Raw genomic sequence first — 21,199 nt, forward strand, 5'->3', positions numbered from 1 at the left:
AACAGGGCGCGGACGTGATCAACCTCAGCCTCGGCACGACCAATGCCGCGCATCGCGAAGGATTCGCGGCCGTGGCGGCCCGCGCGGCAGAGGCCGGCGCGCTGATCGTTGCCGCGCGCGAGGCCGATGGCACCCCCTGCTGGCCCGGCGCGCTCGATGCGGACAACGTGCTGGGCGTGGGGCTGGACTGGGACTGTCCGCGCGAGACCTGGCGCGTGCGCGATGGCGTGCTGTTCGCCTCGGGCTATCCGCGCCCGATCCCCGGCGTTCCGCCCCGGCGCAACCTTTATGGCATCAGCTTTGCCACCGCGCAGGCGAGCGGCTTCGCGGCGCGGACGGGCGCCGGCTTGCCGCCCGATGGCAATCGCGCCGAACGGTTGCGCGCGCTGCTGTTGTCCGGAGCGGAACTTCCCGCCTGACCAGCGCATCGCGCCACCTGCCCCACATCGCACGCCCATGAAAAATCCCCCCGCGACCGAAGTCGCGGGGGGATCATCATGTCGCTGTATGGAGCAATCAGTATTTCACGCCGGCGCGCAAACCGAAGAACTGCGGCCGGATCGTGAAGTTACGCGACGATCCGGAGCAGAACGTGATCGAACAGAAGGTGTTCGTCGTCAACGTGCCGCGCTTGTCGAACGCGTTCTGGATGAACACGTCGAAGCTCCAGTTGTTGATCTTGAGACCACCGGAGAAATCGAAGCTGACGAACCCCGGAGTGCTGCAGGATTTTCCGGCAGCGGTCTGCGAAGCGGCAAGCGCCAAGGTGCCGCAGGTCAGAAGGTTGTTCTGCTCGACGTTCAGGTCCTGCGTCGCCGAGGTCTGATACAACGCCGCGCCCTGCAGATAGACCGCATAGTCACCGACTGTGGTGTCATAGCGGATCGAGGTCGTCCCCTTGAACTGCGGCTGACGCGGCAGCCGGGTACCGTCTGCGGCAGCGACCGCGGAGGTCGAGGTGCCGTTCACGACGACCCTCGAACCGGTCGGACAAGAGGCCAGCTGCACGATCGACAATGCGGCACGGTCCGCCACGAAGTTGCAGAAGTTACCGGTCAGCTTGCCGTCGTTGTAAGCACCCGAGGTCGAGATGGTGACCTTGCCGAGCTTGAGATCGGCATCGTATTCCACGCCCTTGACCTGGGCCGTGCCGGCGTTGCCGGTATAACCCGCGCCCTGCGCGCCGGCGACGACCACGCCGTACTGGATGTTATCCCAGTTTTCGAGGTAGATGGAGGCATTGAAGCGGAAGATGTTGTTCCACGTCGTCTTGATGCCCAGTTCGAAGTTGGTGAGCGTTTCCGACTTGAACGCCGGCGCGGCGACCGTCACCTGCGGCAGCCCGCCCGAAGCGCGGATGCGCAACGGCCGGTTGTAGCCGCCCGGCCGGAAGCCGGTGGAATAGTTGAAATAGATCATCTTGGTTGGCGTGACCTGCCAGTCGAGCGCCACCTTGTGCGTTTCTCCCTGCTCCTTGTACCGGCCGTAGCCGTCCGCCGCGAGCGGGTTCTGGTTGGAACAGGCGAGCCGCTCGGCCGGCAGGGGCACGGTACAACCCACACCGAGCGCCGAAGCGGTAACGCCGGAGAAGCCCTTGATCTTGTAGTCGGTCCAGAAGTAGCGGATGCCGCCGGTCAGCTTCAGGTTCTCGAAGATCTTGTAGTGACCCTCGGCGAAGATCGCCTCGTCGTGGTAGCTCTGGTTGTTCTCGGTGATGTAGAAGCCATCGCCCTTCACCGCGGCGGACGGGCTGACGACCATCGTGCCGCCGGCCGCGGTCGGGATGCCGAAGCCCGCCAGAGACGTGGTATTGCCGCTGCCGGAGCTGTACGCGCCAGCCTTGGTATAGCCCGCGATCTGGTCAAGGCCGTGGATCGCGTAGTAGTTGTTGTTTTCCTGCTGTTGCGACTGGTAGAAACCGCCGATCGTCAGATCAAAGGGCCAGCTCTTCGGCGTCGAGATGCGCAGTTCCTGCGTGAACTTGTTACGGTTGTTATCCTGGTGATAGTACTGCGTCGGGTTGATCAGCGTCGAACACTTGAGCGTCAAGCCCGATCCGGTACAGCCCGCCTTATCGAAGAACTGCAGATAGTTTTCATATCCGCCGCCGAAACCGTCATAAGTCACGGTGTAATAGGTGTAATCGTTACGCAGCTTGGTGTTGCGGCGGAAGATGCCCGTCGCCGAGACGACGTCGAAGTCGCCGATGTGGCCGTGGATGCTCAACTGGGCCTGCACCCATTTGTCGTCCTGCCGCGTGAGATCGTAATCGTGGACCTGCAAATCGCCGACGCGCGGATCGTAACCGAAATAGCCGTAGGCGATCTGCCTTTGCGCCGTGACCTGCGGATTGACTTCCCAGCCGGGCGCCGGTTCCCACAGCAGCGACAGGCGGCCGCCATATTCGTAGATCGGGTTGTAGTCCTTCTTGGCGATCGCGGCGTTGTTGAGCGTGTAGCTGGTGAGTGAATTGTTGTCCCCCAGTTCCAGCGTCGAAGACCGCCCGTCGTTGAACTTGCCATTGTTGGGCGTGTTGTCGACATAGCCGCCATCGCGCCGGTAGTAGGCCATCGCGCGCACCGCCACCGTTTCGGTGACGGGCAGGTTGACGTAGCCCTGGATCTGGCCGCCAAAGGCACCCTTGCCGTACTTGTTGACTTCGGATTCCGCGCCGAACTCGAACTTGCCCAGCTTGGGCTTGTTGGTGATGATGCGGATCGTGCCGGCCAGCGATCCCGCACCATACAAGGTACCCTGCGGACCGGACAGCGCCTCGACGCGTTCCAGATCGTAGGCATGGATGTCGGGCGAGCCGGTGCCCGTGATCGGAATATCGTCAATGTAATAGCCGGCCGATGCGTAGTTGCCGCCGGCGGGGACGATCCCGCGGAAATAGATGGTCTGACGGCCAGGCCCAAGGCCCGCGAACGAGACCGACGGCAGCAGCGTGGCGAAGTCGCTCAGGCCCTTGACCTGCCGCTGCCCCAGCGTGTCGGCGCTGAGCGCCTGCATGGAGATCGGCACCTTCTGGATGCTCTGCGCGCTGCGCGTGGCGGTCACGATGATTTCGCCAAGGCCCTCGCCAGCCGCGGGCGCGGCATCCGCCGGCTGTTCGGCGGGGGCGGCCTGATCTTCCGCGAAGGCGGTGCCCGGCAGCGCCAGTCCGGTCAGGAATGTCGACGCGCCCAGCACTCCCATGATCTTGAGCGAGCGCGACTTGCATGCAGTTTTCATAAGCCCCCCTTTTGACGTTCGCGCCTTTCATCCTCTCCCAAGGATCGTGCGGCCCAGTTCCTGGGTCTCGCCACCAGTGCCTGCCGCCTTGCCGAGCGAAAATTGTGCAATCGCGAACAACCATGCGCTCGCACACGCACAACCCATCCGCCCCCGCGAAGCAGATGCCTCGCGGATCGCCGCCACGGCGTGGCGACGGCAGGTCCAAAATCTCAAATGCCCCGGACTTTCGCGCCCCAAACCGAAGTTAGTACGCCTGTCCGAAATCGATAGTGCCAGCGATTGGACAGGTGTCAACTTCCTTGTTGCAAAAGCACGGAGGTGCATATTGACTCGACAAATATCCTTTCCGTCGGCACAAATTTCGCAGTTGCAAACACGGGATCGACACATGGCGGGCAGCATGACGGCCAGTCGCGAAGAGACGGCGAACGAGGCGCTGGAGCGTGCCGTACGGCTGCTCGACGCCGAACCGGAAGCAGCGCTGACGCTGGCCGACGCGGTGCTGAAGAATGCGCCGGGGTTGCCGCCGGCGGAAATGATCGCCTGCCAGGCCCTGCGCCGGCTGGGTAACGCCGGGGCGGCCCTGCCGCGACTCGCCGCGCTGGCCCGCAGGCACCCCGGCGCGCCCCCGGTGCTGTGGGAATGGGCACAGGCGGCCAGCGAAGCGGGTGATGTCCGTCAGGCAATCGCCGCGCTCGAAAGTCTCACCCGGCAGCAGCCCGGCGTGGCGAGCGGCTGGTTCCTGCTGGCGGGGGAATTGCGCAAGGACGGCCGCCACGAAGACGGCTGGCGCGCCGACCTTTCCGGCATCCACGCCGCTTCGCGCGATCCCGAACTGGTCCAGGCGGCGATGGCGATGAACGAAGGGCAGCTCGAGGACGCCGCCGCCACCCTGAAGGCACGACTGGAACGGTTGCCCGACGATCCCGTGGGCACCCGCCTGCTGGGCGAGGTTGCCTGGCGGCGCGCGGACATGGCCGAAGCGATGACGCTCGTCCGGCGCGCGCTGGACCTTGCCCCCGGCTTCGATCTGGCCCGCGATTTCCTGATCCGCCTGCTGCTGCAGACCAACCGCCTGCCCGAAGCGCTTGAGCACGCCGAAGTGCTGGCGCGCTCGCCGGTGAACAATCCGGGGCATGACCTGATCATGGCCTCGGTGCTGGTGCGGTTGGGCGATCAGGAACGGGCACGGGCGCTTTACGAAAAGCTGCTGGCGCAAAAGGCGGACCAGCCGCAGGTCTGGCAGAACCTGGGCCATGTGCTGAAAACGCTGGGCGAACAGGCCGAAGCGGTGCACGCCTACCGCCAGGCGGTGGCGCACCTGCCAACGATGGGCGAGGCATGGTGGAGCCTTGCCAACCTCAAGACCGTCAAGTTCGGCACGGACGACATCGCGGCGATGGAGCAGGCGCTGGCCACGCTGGAGCCGGACGCGGCGGACCGGCAGGAAGACGTGTTCCACCTGCACTTCTCGCTGGGGAAGGCCTACGAGGACGCGAAGGACTATCCCGCCTCGTTCCGCCACTATGACCGGGGCAACCACCTGCGCCGCACGATGGTGCGGCATGATGCGGACCAGTTTTCAGCGGAAGTGGCCGCGACGCGCGAGACGTTCACCAGCGCCTTCATCGCCGCGATGGGCGAAGGCGGCTGTCCCGCGCCCGATCCGATCTTCGTCGTCGGCCTGCCCCGCTCCGGCTCGACACTGGTGGAGCAGATCCTTTCCAGCCACAGCCAGGTGGAAGGGACGATGGAACTGGCGGAAATGATGATCATCGCCAGCCGCCTGCAAGCGCGCGTGGACGAAGGCGAGTTTCCGGATTTCCGCGCGATGGTCTCCTCGCTGACGCCGGCGGACCGGCTGCGGCTGGGCGAGGAATATATCGAGCGCACCCGCGTCCACCGCCAGACCGACAAGCCGCTGTTCATCGACAAGATGCCCAACAACTGGCAGCACGTTGGCCTGATCCGGCTAATCCTTCCCAACGCCAAGATCGTCGATGCGCGCCGCCATCCGATGGCCTGCTGCTTTTCCGGCTGGAAGCAGCATTTCGCGCGCGGGCAGACGTTCACGTATGATCTTGGCGACATCGGCCGGTACTATGCCGATTACGTCGCGCTGATGGCCGCGTTCGACCGCCAGGCGCCCGGTGCGGTGCACCGCGTGATCTACGAGAGGATGGTGGCCGATACCGAGGCCGAAGTCCGCCGCCTGCTCGGGCACCTGGGGCTGCCGTTCGAGGAGGCCTGCCTCTCGTTCTGGGAAACCCGGCGGGCGGTGCGCACGGCGAGTTCCGAACAGGTGCGCCAGCCGATCTTCACCGACGCGGTGGAGCACTGGGCGAACTACGCGGAATGGCTGGACCCGCTGCGCGCCGCACTCGGCCCGGTGATCGACGCCTATCCGGACGCTCCTGCCAGCTAACCCACGGGCATGTTGTCGATCAGCCGCGCCTTGCCGATCCGCGCGGCCACCAGCAGACGGGCGGGCCGTCCGGTCAGGGCCGCCACCTCCTCCAGCGTCGCCGCATCGCGCAGGTCGGCGTAATCGATCGAGGCGAAGCCGGAAGCGAGAATTTCGGCTCGCAGCGTAGCAAGCGTACCGGCCACCCCGGCGCCGCCTTCGATCGCGGCGATCGCCTTGCGCATCGCCCGCGAAAGGCCCGCCGCCTGGCTCCGCTCCGCGGGCGAAAGATACTGGTTGCGGCTGCTCATGGCGAGACCATCGTCCTCGCGCACCGTGGGCACGCCGATGATCGCGTCGGCATAGGGCTGCGTCAGATCGAGATCGCGCGCCATGCGGCGGATGATGGCCAGCTGCTGCCAATCCTTCTCGCCGAACAGCGCGATATCCGGCCGCACCTGGTTGAACAGCTTGCACACCACGGTCGCCACGCCATCGAAATGCCCCGGCCGTGCCGCGCCGCACAGCACCGCGTCGAGGCCAGAGACCGAGACATTGGTGGCATAGCCATCGGGATAGACCTGATCGACCGTCGGCGCCCACAGCAGGGCCACTCCCTCGGCCTCCAGCAGCGCCGCATCCTGCGCCATGCGGCGCGGATAGGCATCGAGATCCTCGTTCGGGCCGAACTGGCGCGGATTGACGAAGATGGAGACGGCCACATGGTCGGCGCGGCGCCGCGCCTCGCGCACCAGCGTCAGGTGCCCCTCGTGCAATGCCCCCATGGTGGGGACGATCGCGAGGGTTTTTCCCCCGTTTTTGAGCAGGTCCACCGCTTCGCGCAGGGTATCGAGCCTAGAGATGGTTTGCACCGGGCCTGCCTCTCCTTTAATTCACGACAAGGGACGAAGCGGGGTTCCTACCCCCCGTCCCCCTCCGGCGGCAAGCACTGCCGGACCTGTCGGCAACACAAGCAGCGAGTTCATTCCTTGTCCATCGGAGCACCGCCACCCGCACCGCAGCAGCCCGCAGGTCCGCACCGGATCGTCTTTGCCAACGAAAAGGGCGGCACCGGCAAGTCCACCACCGCCGTGCACGTGGCGGTCGCGCTCGCCTATCAGGGCGCGCGCGTGGCGGCGATCGACCTCGATGCGCGGCAGCGCACGCTGCACCGCTATCTGGAAAATCGCGCGGAAACGCAGAAGCGCCGGCAGATCGATCTGCCGACGGCGACGTTCGCGGTCTATGGCGGTGACAATGTTGACGAGCTTGAAGCGCTGACCGAACAGCTTTCCGCCGGGCACGATTTCATCGTGTTCGATACCCCGGGGCGTGACGATCCGCTGGCCCGCCACGTCGCCACCCGTGCCGATACGCTGGTCACGCCGCTGAACGACAGCTTCGTGGACTTCGACCTGATCGGGCAGGTGGACGCGGAAACCTTCAAGGTCCGCCGCCTTTCGTTCTACGCCGAACTGATCTGGGAAGCCCGCAAGAAGCGCGCGATGACCACGATTCGCGAAGCGCGGCGCGAGATGGACTGGGTGGTAGTGCGCAACCGCACCCAGCATATCGAGGCGCGCAACCAGCGCCGCATCGATCAGGCGCTGGTCGAACTGTCCAAGCGCGTCGGCTTCCGCATCGCCAGCGGCCTGTCCGAACGCGTGATCTATCGCGAACTGTTCCCGTCGGGCCTGACGCTGCTCGACAAGGGTCATCTCGGCGAACTCGGCACCAGCCACCTTGTGGCGCGGCAGGAGCTGCGCTCGCTGGTCGCGGGCCTCAACCTGCCGATGCCCACCGGCGCGCTTGGCGCTCATGCGGGGACGCTGGAAAGCGCCGCATGATCAAGCTGATCTGGCTTGCGGTCCTGGCCAGTGTCGCCGTGCGATTGCTTGCCGGGCGCTGGCCATGGGAACTGTGGCGCGACAGCGAGCGCGCTGGCGCCGAAAGCCGTGCGCGCACGCTGCTGGGCGTGCCCCCGCAAGCCTCGCGGGATGACATCGTGGAGGCTCATCGCCGCCGGATCGCGCAGGTCCACCCTGATCGTGGCGGCTCGTCGGAAGCGGTCCACGAAGCCAATGCCGCACGCGATCTCCTGCTCGGGCGGCTGGCGGAGCGGCGGTGACATCGCCCGTGCGGCCGCCGCGTCGACGGGGCGGCGGATCATGACGCACCGTTTTCATCCCTCCATCCTGCGCGAATACGACATCCGCGGCGTGGTCGGGCAAACGCTGGGCGAAGCCGACGCCCGCGCGATCGGGCAGACGTTCGGAACCCGTGCCCGGGCGGAAGCCGAAGCGCCGCGCATCGTGGTGGGCCGCGATGGCCGGCTGAGTTCGCCCGCGCTGGAGCAGGCGCTGGTTGAAGGGTTGCTCTCCGCCGGCGTCGATGTCGTGCGGATCGGGCTGTGCCCCACCCCGATGCTCTACTTCGCCGAAGCGACGCTGGACGGCGTTACCGGCGGCATCCAGGTTACGGGCAGCCACAATCCGGCCGACCAGAACGGCTTCAAGTTCGTGCTGCGGGGCCGCCCGTTCTTTGGCGAAGCCATCGCGGAACTCGCTTCCATGGCGCAGGCGGGGAACCATGCCACGGGCACGGGGCAGGTCACCGACGCCGCGGTGATCGATAGCTACGTCGCCACGCTGCTCGCGGCCCTCGACGGGATCGAACCCGCCGTGCTCGGCGGGTTGCGGATCGGCTGGGATGCCGGCAACGGCGCCGCCGGCCCGGTGGTCGACAGGCTGGTAGAGCGGATGCCCGGCTTTCATGTCCGCCTGCATACCGCGGTGGACGGCCGCTTCCCCAACCACCATCCCGACCCGACGGTGGAAGCCAATCTGGACGACCTGCGCGATACCGTGACCGCGCACGCATTGCAGTTCGGCGTCGCGTTCGACGGGGACGGCGACCGGATCGGCGTGGTCGACAGCGTGGGCCGCGTGATCTGGGGCGATCAGCTGATGATGATTTTCGCCGAGGACGTGCTGCAACGGCACCCGGGCGCGGCGATCGTGGCCGACGTGAAAGCCAGCAACCATCTGTTCGCGCGCATCCGCGCGCTGGGCGGACAGGCCCATATGTGGAAGACCGGCCACAGCCTGATCAAATCCCGCATGGCCGAAATCGGCGCGCCGCTGGGCGGCGAGATGACGGGGCATATCTGCTTTGCCGATAGCTACTTCGGCTTCGACGACGCGCTCTATGCCGCGATCCGGCTGATCGTCGCCACCGTGCGGCTGGGCCGGTCGGTCACGGCGCTCCGCGGCGCGATGCCCGAATCGGTCAACACGCCCGAACTGCGCTTTCCCGTGGCGGAGGAACGCAAGTTCGCGGTGATCGCGGACGTGACGGAGCGCCTGCGCCAGAGCGGCGCCGCGGTCGAGACCATCGACGGGGCGCGCGTGACAACACCCGACGGCTGGTGGCTGCTGCGCGCATCCAACACGCAGGCCGCGCTGACCGCGCGCGCCGAAAGCGACGATACGGATGGCCTGGCGCGGTTGCTGGACGCGATCGACGCGCAGCTTGCCGCATCGGGCGTTGCGCGCGAAGCGGGGCTCCCTTGATCGAAACACGTCCGGAAAGGGGGCGCCTCCGCGGGCGGAAGCGCCCCACCGGGGCCAACACCAGGATGGAGGCTCGGCTCCGGCAATACCGCGCAGACCCGTATTGTTCCAATTCAGGACACTATAGAGCTTTCCCGCGCGCAGGTCAGTCCCGAAATTTCAGCGGGCTACGCCTTTTTGGCCCGTTCCGGACAAATTGTGCGATATTTCAACGATGAATAGAGGCGCGATTCCCCCCGAAATCAGCGCTTGGTTCGCCACGCGAAACTGGCGCGTCCGGCGGCACCAGTGCGACATGCTCTCCGCCGACGACTCGCGGCGGCACGCCCTGCTCGTGGCCGATACTGGCGCGGGTAAGACCCTGGCGGGTTTCCTTCCGACGCTCGCGGCATTCGCGCCATCGCGGCTGGGTGGAATGCCTCCTCCCGATGGCCTCCACACGCTCTACGTCTCGCCGCTCAAGGCGTTGGCGCACGACGTTCAGCGCAATCTCATGGCGCCGGTGGAAGCGATCGGCCTGCCGATCCGCATTGAAACGCGCAGCGGCGATACCCCATCGGACCGCAAGGCCCGTCAGCGCGCCCGTCCGCCGCACGTGCTGCTGACCACGCCCGAATCGCTATCGCTGCTGCTGAGCTATCCCGAAGCGCAGACGATGTTCGCCGGCCTGCAGCGCATCGTCATCGACGAGGTCCATGCCTTCGCCTCGGGCAAGCGGGGCGATCTGCTGGCGCTGGCGATGACCCGGTTGCAAGCGATCGCCCCGCAACTGCGTCGCAGCGCGCTGTCGGCAACCGTGGCCGATCCGGACGCCTACCGGCGGTGGCTGGCGCCAGGTGGAGATGCGGCGGCGGTTACGCTGGTCGAGGGGGAGCCCGGCGCGCCGCCGGAAGTCGATATCCTGCTGCCGGTGGAGCAGCGCGTCCCCTGGGGCGGGCACGCCGCCGCGTGGGCGGTGCCACAGCTTATGGACGCGATCCGTGCCAACCGGACGACGCTGGTCTTCACCAACACGCGGTTCCTGGCCGAATTCATCTTCGAAAAGCTGTGGGACGCGAACGAGGATCACCTGCCGATCGGCATTCACCACGGCTCGCTGTCGAAGGAGGCGCGGCGCAAGGTGGAAGGCGCGATGGCACGGGGGGAACTGCGCGCGCTGGTCGCCACCGCCAGCCTCGATCTTGGCGTCGACTGGGGCGATATCGATCTCGTCGTGCAAATGGGTGCCCCCAAGGGGTCGTCGCGGCTGATGCAGCGAATCGGGCGCGCCAACCATCGGCTCGACCAACCGAGCCGCGCGCTGCTGGTGCCCGGCAACCGCTTCGAATTCCTGGAAGCCACCGCGGCGCAGGACGCGGTGCGCGAAGGCCAGCGCGATGGCGAGGAGTTCCGCGCGGGCGGCCTCGACGTGCTGGCGCAGCATGTCATGGCCTGCGCCTGCGCCGGGCCGTTCGACGAGGCCGCGCTGCTGGCCGAAGTGCGCTCGTCCGATGCCTATGCCTGGATCGACGATGCGATCTGGAAGCGCGTGCTCGCCTTCGTGGCCACCGGCGGCTACGCGTTGCGCGCCTACGACCGGTTCCGGAGAATCGTACCCGGGAAGGACGGAACGTGGCGGCTCGCGCATCCCGAACACGCCGCGCGGTTCCGCATCAACGCCGGCATCATCATCGATTCCGAAATGCTGGAGGTTCGATTCCGCAACGGGCGTTCGCTGGGGCGGGTGGAGGAAGGCTTCGGCGCCGCGCTCAGCCCCGGCGACACGTTTCGCTTTGCCGGGATGGACCTGGAAGTGGAAAGCGTGCGCGATCTGGATCTGATCGTGCGCGCGGCAAAGGCATCGGGCCGCATCCCCAGCTACATGGGCGCTCGGATGCCGCTCACCACCCACCTTTCGGACCGGGTGCGCGCGATGATCGTCGATCGGGCAGGATGGGCGCGCTTCCCGGATGACGTGCGCGAATGGCTGGAAATGCAGGACTGGCGCAGCCGCCTGCCCGGCCCGGGCGACTTGCTGGTCGAAAGCTTCCCCCACGCCGGCCGCCACTACACCACCTATTACACGTTCGAAGGCTGGAACGCGAACCAGTCGCTGGGCATGCTGATCACGCGGCGCATGGAGGACCAGGGGCTCGGGCCGATGGGCTTCGTCGCCAACGACTATTCGCTGGCAGTCTGGGGCCTGCGGCCGGTGGACGATCCGGCCAGCCTGCTTTCGCCCGACATCCTCTCGCACGAGTTCGTCGAATGGGTGCAGAATTCCTACATGCTGCGGCGCGCGTTCCGCGAGGTGGCGGTGATTTCAGGGCTGGTCGAGCGGCAGCAGCCCGGTCAAGGGCGATCGGGGCGCAAGAGCGGCCGGCAGGTCACCTTCTCGACCGATCTGATCTACGACGTGCTGTGCAAGTACGAGCCAGACCACGTGCTGATCCAGGCCGCCTGGGCCGACGCACGGGCGCGGCTGACCGACGTGGGCCGGCTTGCCGATCTGCTGGAACGCGCCTGCGGGCAGCTCGTCCACGTTCGGCTGGATCGGGTCAGCCCGATGGCGGTGCCGGTGATGGTGATGATCGGCCGCGAGAGCCTGCCCACCGGCGCGGCCGACGACGAATTGCTGATCGAAGCCGAAACGCTGGCCGCCGCCGCGATGCGTCCGGCTTGATACGCCGCGAACGTAGAGATTTCCCACCCCCACCCCCTCCCGCAAGCGGGAGGGGAGCGAGACTTGCGCTGCCGCAGGCGGCGCTGGTCGCAGCGGGGTGAGCCAGCTACGCTTCACGCGTTCAAACTGCGCAACCCCCAAAAGCAAAGGGGGACGGATTGCTCCGTCCCCCCTCGTTCGTTCCCGCAAGGGGCGCGATGCTTATTCGCCGGCCTTCTGGAAGGTGGCGAAGTTCTCGTTGCCGACGAAGCCGAACTTCGTGACCTTCGAATCCGTGATGATCTTCAGAATCCGGTTCGCGGTCTCGTAGCTGGCGTATTCTTCCGGCTGGAACTGCAGTTCCGGTTCCGGATTCATCGCCTTGGTGGCCGACAGCAGCGAAACGAGCTGGCCTTCCGTGGTCGGCGCGCCGTTCCAGAGGATCTGGCCGGCGGTCGTGAGAACAAGCTTGTTCTTGACCGGGTCGACCTTCTGGTCCGGGTTCGGCGGGCTTGCCTGCGGGAGGTTGATGTTGACCGCGTGGGTGGCCACGGGGATGGTGATGATGAACATGATGAGGAGAACGAGCATGACGTCGATCAACGGCGTCGTGTTCATTTCCATCATCGGCGAGCCATCATCCTTGCCGCCGCTCATTGCCATAAGGAGTTACTCCTGTTCGCTCTCTGGCCTGGTGTAACCGTTCGGTGACGGACGTCAGCCGTTCGGATCGACCGGGGTCGAGATGAAGCCGACCTTGGGGTAGCCCGCGGCCTGCACGTTGTAGATCGCACCGGCGATGCACTTCCACGGAACGTTGACGTCGCCGCGAATGTGTACTTCAGGGATCTTTTCCGGGTCCATGTTGGCGGCGCCGCCTTCACGCTTCACGATCGCGTCGAGGCGATCGAAAGCCTGCTTGTACAGCTCCTGGTTGTCCACCGGCGTGATATTGTTGACATAGACGCGGCACTGGCCGTTACGCGTCGAACCCTCGTAGCCAGGCTCCTTGGGGCTGCGCCCCGAGGCATCCGTGGAAACGACCGAGAGCATCAGGTTTTCGACCTTGTTCTGCGATTCCTCGGAGACAAGGATCGGAACCTTCAGCTTTTCGACCGTCTGGATCGCGACTGGCACCGCGATGAGGAAGATGATCAGCAGCACGAGCATCACGTCCACGAGCGGCGTGGTGTTGATGTCCGACATCGGGCGCTCTTCGCCGCCGCCACCTACAGACATTGCCATTGGTTACATCCTATCCGATTTGAGCCACGGGAGGGCCGGAGGTTCGGTTCGCGGTTCCCCGCCAACCTGGGCCTCCGGCAAGACCCGTGTTCCGGACAGGACCGGCGGCGAACCGCCGGTCCCGGCTTTCGATTACTTCTTGACCGGAGCCGCGGCGGCCGGAGCAGCCGGCTTGGCAGCGGGAGCGGCCGGAAGAGCCGGCTTCACCACGCCCTTCGAGGCGAGGTTCGCGAGAACGTCGGTGCTGAAGCCGGTCAGCAGTTCGGCAACGCGCTTGTTGCGGCTCTGCAGGTAGTTGTAGGCAAGCACGGCCGGAACGGCGACGAGCAGACCAAGCGCGGTCATGATCAGAGCTTCACCGACCGGACCCGCGACCTTGTCGATCGAGGCCGAACCGGCGAGACCGATCGCGATCAGGGCGCGATAGATGCCGACGACGGTACCGAACAGACCGATGAACGGCGCGGTAGCACCCACGGTCGCGAGGAACGGCAGGCCGCCAGCGAGCTTGGCGTTGATCGTGGCTTCCGAACGGGCGAGCGAACCGTGCAGCCAGTCGTGGGCTTCGGTGGCGTCCATCTTCGAAACCTGTTCGTCGGCGGCGATACCGTCGTCGACGACCTGGCGCCAGGCCGAGTTCTTCTCGAGCTTGGTGGCGCCTTCCTTCAGCGAGGCGGCGCGCCAGAAACCGGCAATGCTCTTGTACTGGCCCAGGATCTTCTGCTGTTCGAAGAACTTGGTGAACAGGATGAAGAACGAACCGAACGACATGATGCCGAGGATCACGACGGTGGCGTAGGAAATGAAACCGCCGGCCTGAAGGGCTTCGACGAAGCCGAACTTGTTCTGCGGCGCGGCATCGGTGGCCGCAGCGGCGAGAGTCTGGATAAACATTCGGGTCTTCCTCTCAAAATCAAGTCAAAGTGCGAAAAGCTGATGATCGCGGAGAACGCTATTTCAAAACATCCCCGGGGTCTGCCGGATCAATCCTTCGGGATGACCCAGCGGATCGAGCTTGCGTAGCTACCCGTGGTCGGATTGCCCTCGCCATCGGTGGCCGGAGTGAAGCGCGCGCGACGACGGACGTTCGCGCAGGTCGCATCGTCCAGATCAGGGCTGCCGCTCGACTTGGTGATCTGACAATCGACCACCTTGCCGTCGGTACCGATGGAGACACGGAAGCCCGTGACGCCTTCGCGCTCTTCACGCAGCGCGCGCGAAGGATAGTCGTTCGACGTCGCCCAGTTTGCCGGGCTGCCCTTCGGCGAAGCGCCCTTGGGCTGGAACCGGGGAGGCGGCGGCGGCGGCGGCGCGGCGGGAGCCGGCGGCAGCACGACAGGCGCAGGCGCAACGACCGGCGGCGGCGTGGTAACGGCCTGAACCTGCGGAGCCGGCGCGTTAAAGCTGATCGGCGGCGGCGGAGCCACGATCGGCGGCGGCGGCGTATCCTGCTTCGGCGGCGGAGGCGGCGGTTCCTCCGGCGGCTTGTCTTCCTCGATCTTGACCGCCGAGGTCACCTCTTTCACCTTCTTGAACGCCGAGTACGCCAGCCCGCTCACCAGCGCATAGCCAACGACGACATGAAGGATCGCGACGATGATGAGCGCGGTGATCTTGTTACCGCTCATCTGTTGGTCAGCGTATGCCATTCAGCTCCAATACTCCATGATCGTCCACTCCGGTCCCGAACCGACGCACCCCCCGGTGCACCGATTCCGGCCAAAGCAGAGCCTTCGGACAGAATCACCGTTCCATCCGACTGGCCAAACCAATAGAATTCAATCCACCCTGCCGGCAACCCGGTTACCGCCGACATCGGGCGCAAGGAGCCCGGCGGCGGCATCTCGGACTTGTGTTTTCAGCATTGCCCGAACGGGGCGAGCTTTAACGCCGAAGGCAAAGGCGCGCAAATGCTTTTCCGGTTAAGGTTCGATTCACGGTTGCACTGTCTGAAAATCCGGAAAAAACCGACGTACCCGATCACAGCGGAAGGACCGCCCATGCCCCCTATCCCGTTCCGCGTCCCAGCGCTCGCCGCGGCCCTCGCGCTGGCCGGCCTGACCAGCCCTGCCGGGTCGCAAACCCCGGCTCAACCCGCGATTCGCACCGCCTTTCCGGTCACGGCGACGTATGCGGACCTCGCCGATCTGGCGGTGCCGGCGCGCATCGTCGCGCGCGCGGAAGTGACGAAGATGGCGCCCCTTAAACCCGAACAGGCACCCGATGTGGCGCCCGGCCACATCCGCGTCTATCTCGAAGCCCGCACCACCGCCGTCCTGATTGGGTCCGATCTGGGCGAATCGCTGCGGTTTCTGGCTGACGTGCCGCTCGATGCGCTGGGGAAAGCGCCCAAGCTCAGGAAAACGCAGGTCCTGCTCTTCGCGCAGGCGGTGCCCGGCCGGCCCGGCGAACTGCGGCTTGTCGCGCCCGATGCGATCATCCCGGCCACGCCCGAAGTCGAGGCCACCACCCGGTCGATCCTGACCGCGCTCGTCGCGCCCGACGCCCCGCCGACGATCACCCGCCTGCGCGAGGCGCTGCACGTGTCCGGCAATCTCGTGGGCGAAGGCGAAACGCAGCTTTTCCTGGCCACGGCGAACGGCGCGCCGGTTTCCATCTCGATCCTGCGCCGCCCGGGTGAGCCGACGCGCTGGGGCGTCAGCTTCACGGAGATCGTGGACCAGGCCGCGCGCCCGCCGGCGAAGGATACCCTGGCCTGGTATCGGCTCGCCTGTTTCCTCCCCCCCGCGCTGCCGCCGCAGGCCAACCTTTCCGGATCGCCGGCAGACCGGCGCGCGGCCGCAGAGGACTATGCGCTGGTGCTGACGGACCTTGGCCCCTGCACGCGCAGTCGCCAACCCGCCGGTTAAGGCCCGGGTGAGGGCTTGCCGGCACCGTCGGCGCGGCTACAAGGCGGCCATGCCTTACGATCGCGACACGCCGTTCCGCCACACCTTCCGCGTCCGCTACGCCGAATGCGACCCGCAGGGCGTCGTCTTCAATTCGCGCTATCTTGAATACGCGGATGTCCTGATCAGCGAATTCTGGCGGGCGCTGGGCGTCAAGAGCGTCGGCGAAGGGTCGTTCGAAGTGCATGTGGCGCGCGCGATCGTCGATTACCGCGCGCCGATCCGCCCCGACGAGTTGATCGAAGGGCGCATCTGGCCCGGGCGTTTCGGCAACAGCAGCATGGTCACGCATATCGAACTGCACGGCGCCGGCGATGACGCCAGCCTGCGTTCGGCGATCGAGCTCGTGCAGGTCCACGTCGATCTCGAAACCGGCCAGTCGCAGCGCATTCCGGACGTAGTCCGCGCCCTGTTCGGCGTTGCGGAATTTGTCCACCCCGCCTAGGGCGCGAGCCGAAACCTGACGATGGGGATACCATGAGCGAACCCTTGCGCATCGCGCTTGCCGGACTGGGCACTGTCGGCGGCGGGGTGATCCGGCTGATCGAGACCAATGCGGAGATCATCGCGCGCCGCGCCGGGCGGCCGATCGTGATCACCGCCGTCAGCGCGCGCAACCGCGGTAAGGACCGGGGCGTCGACCTTTCCGGCTATCACTGGGAAGACGACATGGTGATCCTGGGCGAACGGCCCGATGTGGACGTGGTGGTCGAACTGGTCGGCGGGGCGGACGGCCCGGCGCTGGCCCTGGCGCGCACCACGTTCGAAGCGGGCAAGGCGCTGGTCACCGCGAACAAGGCGATGATCGCGCACCACGGCATCGAACTGGCGACACGCGCCGAAGCTGCGAAAGCCGCGCTGAAGTTCGAAGCGGCCGTCGCCGGGGGCATCCCGGTGATCAAGGGCTTGAAGGAAGGCGCCGCCGCCAACGCGATCCAGCGCGTCTATGGCATTCTCAACGGCACCTGCAACTACATCCTCTCGACCATGGAGGACACCGGGCGCGACTTTGCCGACGTGCTCGCCGAAGCGCAGGCCAAGGGCTATGCCGAAGCCGATCCCACGTTCGATATCGACGGCATCGACGCCGCGCACAAGCTGTCCATCCTGGCCAGCGTCGCGTTCGGTACCGCGATCGATTTCCAGTCGGTCATTGCCACCGGCATCCGTCGGGTGCTGGCCGCCGACATCGCGCAGGCCGACGCGCTGGGGTACTACATCCGCCTGATCGGCATGGCCGAAACAGACGTGGACGCCGATGGCAACCGCCGCCTGTTCCAGCGCGTGCATCCCCACCTTGTCCACCGCGATCATCCGCTGGCCCATGTCGATGGCGCGACCAATGCGGTCGTGGTCGAAGGCAACTTCGCCGGGCCACTGCTGTTCCAGGGCGCGGGCGCGGGCGATGGCCCGACGGCCAGCGCCGTGGTCGCCGATCTGATCGACATCGCGCGCGGAGACATCGGCGCGCCGTTCTCGATTCCCGTGGCGGAACTGGACCCCGCCACGCCGGCCGCCAGCGGCCATCGCAGCGGCCGCGCCTATCTGCGCTTCACCGTGGCCGACCGGCCCGGCGTGCTCGCGGAAATCACCGCGGCGATGCGCGATGCCGGCGTCTCCATCGAGAGCATGATCCAGAAAGGGCGCGGCGTGGCCGGCGATGCGCCGGGCGCCGGGCAGGTCCTCGTCGCGATGGTCACCCACGAAGGGCCGGAAAGCGGGATTGCCGAAGCGCTGCGCCTGCTCGAAGGTTCGCCCAGCCTGGCCGAAGCCCCGCTGGTCATGCACATTCTCGGCGAATAACCGCCTCAGGCCAGCACTTTCAGGGCGCCGGGATCTCGCCGTTGGCGATCTTCTCGGCGTCGGACCCCTTCGGCGGTTCGGGCAACGCCGTGATGTCGAAGTAATAGACCGGCGCGGGCACCTTGCCGACGCGGATGCACCCGCGCGAGCAATCCGGCAATCCGCTGACGTTGGGCGCGCGCGGCAGGCCATCGTTGGTGGAACGCGCGGTGTCGGTCTGGTCGCGGTTGGGCAGGCGCTCCTTCTCGTTGCGCTCGGCATCGCCGCACACAACGATCTGGCCCGGAATGCGCGAGCGGGGGCGACACTCGGGACGGCGCAGATCAACCTGCTCCTTCTGCGTATCGATCGCCTGTTGAACCCGCCTGTCGGCTTCGGAAGCAACGTTCTGCGCAAGAACCGGCGAAGAAAAAGCAATCGGCAGTGCCAATATGGGCAGGAACAGCAAAGCTATTCTCGACAAGACCTGTCCCTCGCGTCTAGGGCCATCGCATTCGCCTGCGCAGCCTGAATCAGGAGTTAACGTGAGCAGCCAATCTACCGCAAAGCCCGCCCCCTCCAAGGTACTAGATCGCGTTCTCGTCCTGGAAATGGTCCGCGTGACCGAAGCCGCCGCGATCGGCGCCGCCAAACTGATCGGCCGGGGCGATGAAAAGGCTGCCGACGCCGCCGCCGTGGAAGCGATGCGCATCGCGTTCAACGAACTCTACATGGACGGCACCGTCGTGATCGGCGAGGGCGAGCGCGACGAGGCGCCGATGCTCTATATCGGCGAAAAGGTTGGCGCCGCGCCCGACAAGGGGCCGAAGATCGACATCGCGCTCGATCCGCTGGAAGGCACGACGATCACCGCCAAGGCCGGCCCCAATGCGCTGGCCGTGCTGGCCGCCGCCGAGGAAGGCGGCCTGCTCAACGCGCCCGACGTCTACATGGAAAAGCTGGCCGTGGGGCCGGGCTATGCCGAAGGCATCATCGATCTGGCCAAGAGCGTGAGCGAGAACGTGAAGGCGGTGGCCGACGCCAAGGGCGTGGCGCCGTGCGACATCACGGTCTGCGTGCTCGATCGCCCGCGCCATGCCGATATCATCGCCGAACTGCGCGGTCTGGGCTGCGGCATCCACCTGATTCCCGATGGGGACGTGGCCGGCGTGATCGCGGTGACCAACGAGGACACCGGCATCGACCTGTACATGGGCACCGGCGGCGCGCCTGAAGGCGTGCTGGCGGCAGCCGCGCTGCGCTGCGTCGGCGGCCAGTTCAAGGGCCGCCTGCTGTTCCGCAACGAGGACGAGAAGGCCCGCGCGCGCAAGTGGGGCATCGAGGATCTGAACAAGATCTACGATCTCAAGGAACTGGCCAAGGGCGATTGCATCTTCGCGGCGACCGGCGTGACCGACGGTTCGTTGCTGAAGGGCGTGAAAGTCCGCAAGGACGGCGTGATGACCACCGACAGCGTGGTGATGCGCGCCGCGTCGGGCACCGTGCGCTGGGTGCGCGGCGAGCACCGCAACAAGCACTGATCGCCGCTTTCATCGGTTCTTGCACCCTTTGTCCGTCTGGGCCACCGTGACGGGCAAAGGGAGAGGACCTGCATGAACGGCGCGATGGAATTCGAGGCGGCGCTCGCCGCCGCAAACCTGCCCGGCGCGGTGGCGCTGGTCACCGACAGCACCGGAACCCGCTACCTGCGCGCCTTCGGCATGGCCGACGCGGTGGCCGGGGTGCCGATGCGGGAAGACACGCTCTTCCAAATCGCCTCGATGACCAAGGCGCTCACCTCCACCGCCGCGCTGCAACTGGTCGAACGCGGCCAGCTAGACCTCGATGCGCCGATCGGCGCGATCCTGCCCGATCTGGCCGATCTGCCCGTGCTGGAAGGGTTCGATGAGGCCGGTCAGCCCATGCTGCGCGCGGCGCGCGCACCGGTCACGCTGCGCCACCTGCTGCTCCACACCGCCGGCTGCGGCTATACCTTCATGGACGAAACCCTGCTGCGTTGCGCCAAGGCCGGCCCGAAGACCGCGCCCGGCAGCCGCGAAAGCCTGCGCCTGCCGCTGCTGTTCGATCCGGGCACGCAATGGCAGTACGGCACCGGCACCGACTGGGTGGGCCTCGCCGTCGAGGCGGTTTCAGGCCTGTCCTTGCAGGACTGGTTCGATCGCGAACTGACCGGCCCGCTGGGCATGACGGCAACGCGCTTTCACGCCGATCTTCCCGCCAACGCATCGCAGGTCCATGCCCGCGACAACGCGAGCGGGTTCGTGACGGTGCCGATGGTGCTGGGCGCCGGCAGCTACCAGAGCGGCGGCGGCGGCCTTTCCTCTACCGCAACCGACTATGCGCGGTTCCTGCGCATGGTGCTGCGCGGTGGCGAGCTGGACGGCGTGCGCGTGGTCTCGCCGGAAACGGCACGGCTGATGCGGTCGGACGCGCTGCCCGCATCGCTATCCGCCGGGGTGCTGACCAGCGCCCTGCCCCAGCTCGCCACGCCATTCGATCCACTGCCGGGGCAGCGCGGCGGCTGGACGCTGGGCGGCTTCCTGGTGAACACCGAGACGGGGCCGGCGGGCCGTTCGCCCGATAGCCTGCACTGGGCCGGCATCCTCAACTGCTATTACTGGATCGATCCCGCGCGCGACATGGCCGGCGTGATCCTGGCCCAGCTGGCGCCGTTCGCCGATCCCGGCGCGCTCTCCGCCTTTGCCGCGCTGGAACGGCTGGCCTGCGCGCAATAGGCGCCACGAGACCGCGCGCGCACGTCCCGCACGAAAAAGCCCCGCCGGATCGCTCCGGCGGGGCTTTTCGAGTCGGGCCTGCAAAGGCGCGAAGGCTTACGCCTCGTCGCCTTCGATCAGGTATTCGCCGGCGTCCGCGTCGGTGCCGTGGGTTTCACCCTCGACCGCCGCCAGCGGATCGTTACCGATCGCCGCTTCGGGACCCTGCGCCAGTTCGGCGGCATGTTCCTCGGCCGCCGTTTCCGGCGCGATCAGCGATTCCTGCAGCTTGCGATAGGACGCGCGGAGCGCGGCATCGCGGCTGGAAGCGGCCACGCGCAGTCGGTTCATGCCCGCACCGGTACCGGCGGGGATGAGACGGCCGACGATGACGTTTTCCTTCAGACCGATCAGGCTGTCGCGCTTTCCTTCGACCGCCGCCTGCGTCAGCACGCGGGTGGTTTCCTGGAACGACGCGGCAGAGATGAACGAACGCGTCTGCAGGCTGGCCTTGGTGATGCCCAGCAGCACCGGCTTGCCTTCGGCCGGGCGCAGGCCCGCTTCCAGCTTGCCGTTGACTTCGTTCATCTCTTCGAGATCGACCTGCTCGCCCGGCAGCAGGGTGGTATCGCCGCCATCGGTGATTTCCACCTTCTGCAGCATCTGGCGAACGA

17 protein-coding genes and 2 pseudogenes are annotated in these 21,199 nt (G+C 66.6%); 11 read left to right on the plus strand and 8 right to left on the minus strand.

Annotation, left to right across the window (positions count from 1 at the left end):
- Nucleotides 1–419 (plus strand): annotated as a pseudogene (locus B3547_RS19115) (hypothetical protein); the annotation flags it as partial.
- Between the two features lie 97 nt (nt 420–516).
- On the opposite strand, the gene B3547_RS19120 reads toward B3547_RS19115, so the two are convergent.
- Nucleotides 517–3,234: a TonB-dependent receptor gene (locus tag B3547_RS19120; RefSeq protein WP_292965970.1), complete on the minus strand. Its 2,718-nt coding sequence runs from the start codon at nt 3,232–3,234 to the stop codon at nt 517–519.
- Nucleotides 3,235–3,637: 403 nt separating this feature from the next.
- Between B3547_RS19120 and B3547_RS19125 the strand changes: the two genes are divergently transcribed.
- Nucleotides 3,638–5,662 carry a tetratricopeptide repeat-containing sulfotransferase family protein gene (locus tag B3547_RS19125; protein WP_292965973.1) on the plus strand — a complete coding sequence of 675 codons (2,025 nt, stop codon included), beginning with the start codon at nt 3,638–3,640 and terminating at the stop codon, nt 5,660–5,662.
- Here B3547_RS19125 and panC read toward each other — a convergent pair.
- On the minus strand, nt 5,659–6,513 hold the full coding sequence (gene panC / locus B3547_RS19130; RefSeq protein ID WP_292965976.1) for a pantoate--beta-alanine ligase: 855 nt from the start codon (nt 6,511–6,513) through the stop codon (nt 5,659–5,661). The two genes, B3547_RS19125 and panC, sit on opposite strands and share 4 nt — an antisense overlap.
- A 123-nt stretch (nt 6,514–6,636) precedes the next feature.
- Between panC and B3547_RS19135 the strand changes: the two genes are divergently transcribed.
- The 4 genes from B3547_RS19135 (at nt 6,637) to B3547_RS19150 (ending at nt 11,875) form a co-directional block, all read left to right on the plus strand.
- Entirely contained in the window at nt 6,637–7,488 is an 852-nt protein-coding gene (locus B3547_RS19135) for a division plane positioning ATPase MipZ (protein WP_124808236.1), read from the plus strand.
- A complete protein-coding gene (locus B3547_RS19140) occupies nt 7,485–7,769 on the plus strand; it encodes a molecular chaperone DnaJ (RefSeq protein WP_124808082.1) in 285 nt (94 codons plus the stop codon). Before B3547_RS19135 ends, B3547_RS19140 begins: the two co-directional genes overlap by 4 nt.
- A gap of 40 nt (nt 7,770–7,809) precedes the next feature.
- On the plus strand, nt 7,810–9,213 hold the full coding sequence (gene pgmG, locus B3547_RS19145; RefSeq protein ID WP_292965979.1) for a phosphoglucomutase/phosphomannomutase PgmG: 1,404 nt from the start codon (nt 7,810–7,812) through the stop codon (nt 9,211–9,213).
- 214 nt (nt 9,214–9,427) lie between these two features.
- Entirely contained in the window at nt 9,428–11,875 is a 2,448-nt protein-coding gene (locus B3547_RS19150) for a ligase-associated DNA damage response DEXH box helicase (protein ID WP_292965982.1), read from the plus strand.
- 201 nt (nt 11,876–12,076) lie between these two features.
- Here B3547_RS19150 and B3547_RS19155 read toward each other — a convergent pair whose 3' ends face one another.
- The 4 genes from B3547_RS19155 to B3547_RS19170 form a co-directional block, all read right to left on the minus strand.
- The gene (locus B3547_RS19155; protein WP_124808079.1) at nt 12,077–12,517 is read right to left on the minus strand and encodes an ExbD/TolR family protein; all 441 of its coding nucleotides are present in this window, start codon (nt 12,515–12,517) and stop codon (nt 12,077–12,079) included.
- A 54-nt stretch (nt 12,518–12,571) separates the two neighbouring features.
- Nucleotides 12,572–13,099, minus strand: coding sequence for an ExbD/TolR family protein (locus B3547_RS19160; protein ID WP_292965986.1), 528 nt, complete (start codon nt 13,097–13,099; stop codon nt 12,572–12,574).
- A 132-nt stretch (nt 13,100–13,231) separates the two neighbouring features.
- Nucleotides 13,232–13,993: a MotA/TolQ/ExbB proton channel family protein gene (locus B3547_RS19165; protein WP_124808077.1), complete on the minus strand. Its 762-nt coding sequence runs from the start codon at nt 13,991–13,993 to the stop codon at nt 13,232–13,234.
- An 89-nt stretch (nt 13,994–14,082) separates the two neighbouring features.
- Nucleotides 14,083–14,748, minus strand: coding sequence for an energy transducer TonB (locus B3547_RS19170; protein WP_124808076.1), 666 nt, complete (start codon nt 14,746–14,748; stop codon nt 14,083–14,085).
- A 351-nt stretch (nt 14,749–15,099) separates the two neighbouring features.
- On the opposite strand from B3547_RS19170, the gene B3547_RS19175 reads away from it, so the two are divergent.
- Genes B3547_RS19175 through B3547_RS19185 form a run of 3 tightly spaced genes read left to right on the plus strand, consistent with a single transcriptional unit; the run spans nt 15,100 to nt 17,811 of the window.
- Nucleotides 15,100–15,969: a hypothetical protein gene (locus B3547_RS19175; protein ID WP_124808075.1), complete on the plus strand. Its 870-nt coding sequence runs from the start codon at nt 15,100–15,102 to the stop codon at nt 15,967–15,969.
- 49 nt (nt 15,970–16,018) lie between these two features.
- On the plus strand, nt 16,019–16,453 hold the full coding sequence (locus tag B3547_RS19180; RefSeq protein WP_125954086.1) for an acyl-CoA thioesterase: 435 nt from the start codon (nt 16,019–16,021) through the stop codon (nt 16,451–16,453).
- 32 nt (nt 16,454–16,485) lie between these two features.
- Entirely contained in the window at nt 16,486–17,811 is a 1,326-nt protein-coding gene (locus tag B3547_RS19185; protein ID WP_124808073.1) for a homoserine dehydrogenase, read from the plus strand.
- 19 nt (nt 17,812–17,830) lie between these two features.
- Here the strand turns inward: B3547_RS19185 and B3547_RS19190 are convergent, their stop codons facing one another.
- Nucleotides 17,831–18,274 carry a hypothetical protein gene (locus B3547_RS19190; protein WP_124808072.1) on the minus strand — a complete coding sequence of 148 codons (444 nt, stop codon included), beginning with the start codon at nt 18,272–18,274 and terminating at the stop codon, nt 17,831–17,833.
- A 61-nt stretch (nt 18,275–18,335) separates the two neighbouring features.
- Between B3547_RS19190 and glpX the strand changes: the two genes are divergently transcribed.
- Nucleotides 18,336–19,331 carry a class II fructose-bisphosphatase gene (glpX, locus tag B3547_RS19195; protein ID WP_223806470.1) on the plus strand — a complete coding sequence of 332 codons (996 nt, stop codon included), beginning with the start codon at nt 18,336–18,338 and terminating at the stop codon, nt 19,329–19,331.
- 72 nt (nt 19,332–19,403) lie between these two features.
- A complete protein-coding gene (locus B3547_RS19200) occupies nt 19,404–20,546 on the plus strand; it encodes a serine hydrolase domain-containing protein (protein ID WP_292965996.1) in 1,143 nt (380 codons plus the stop codon).
- Between the two features lie 96 nt (nt 20,547–20,642).
- On the opposite strand, the pseudogene B3547_RS19205 reads toward B3547_RS19200, so the two are convergent.
- Nucleotides 20,643–21,199, minus strand: a pseudogene (locus B3547_RS19205) (DNA-directed RNA polymerase subunit beta'); the annotation flags it as partial.

Source organism: Novosphingobium sp. UBA1939 (assembly GCF_002336885.1).
In the GTDB taxonomy this organism is placed as follows: domain Bacteria; phylum Pseudomonadota; class Alphaproteobacteria; order Sphingomonadales; family Sphingomonadaceae; genus Novosphingobium.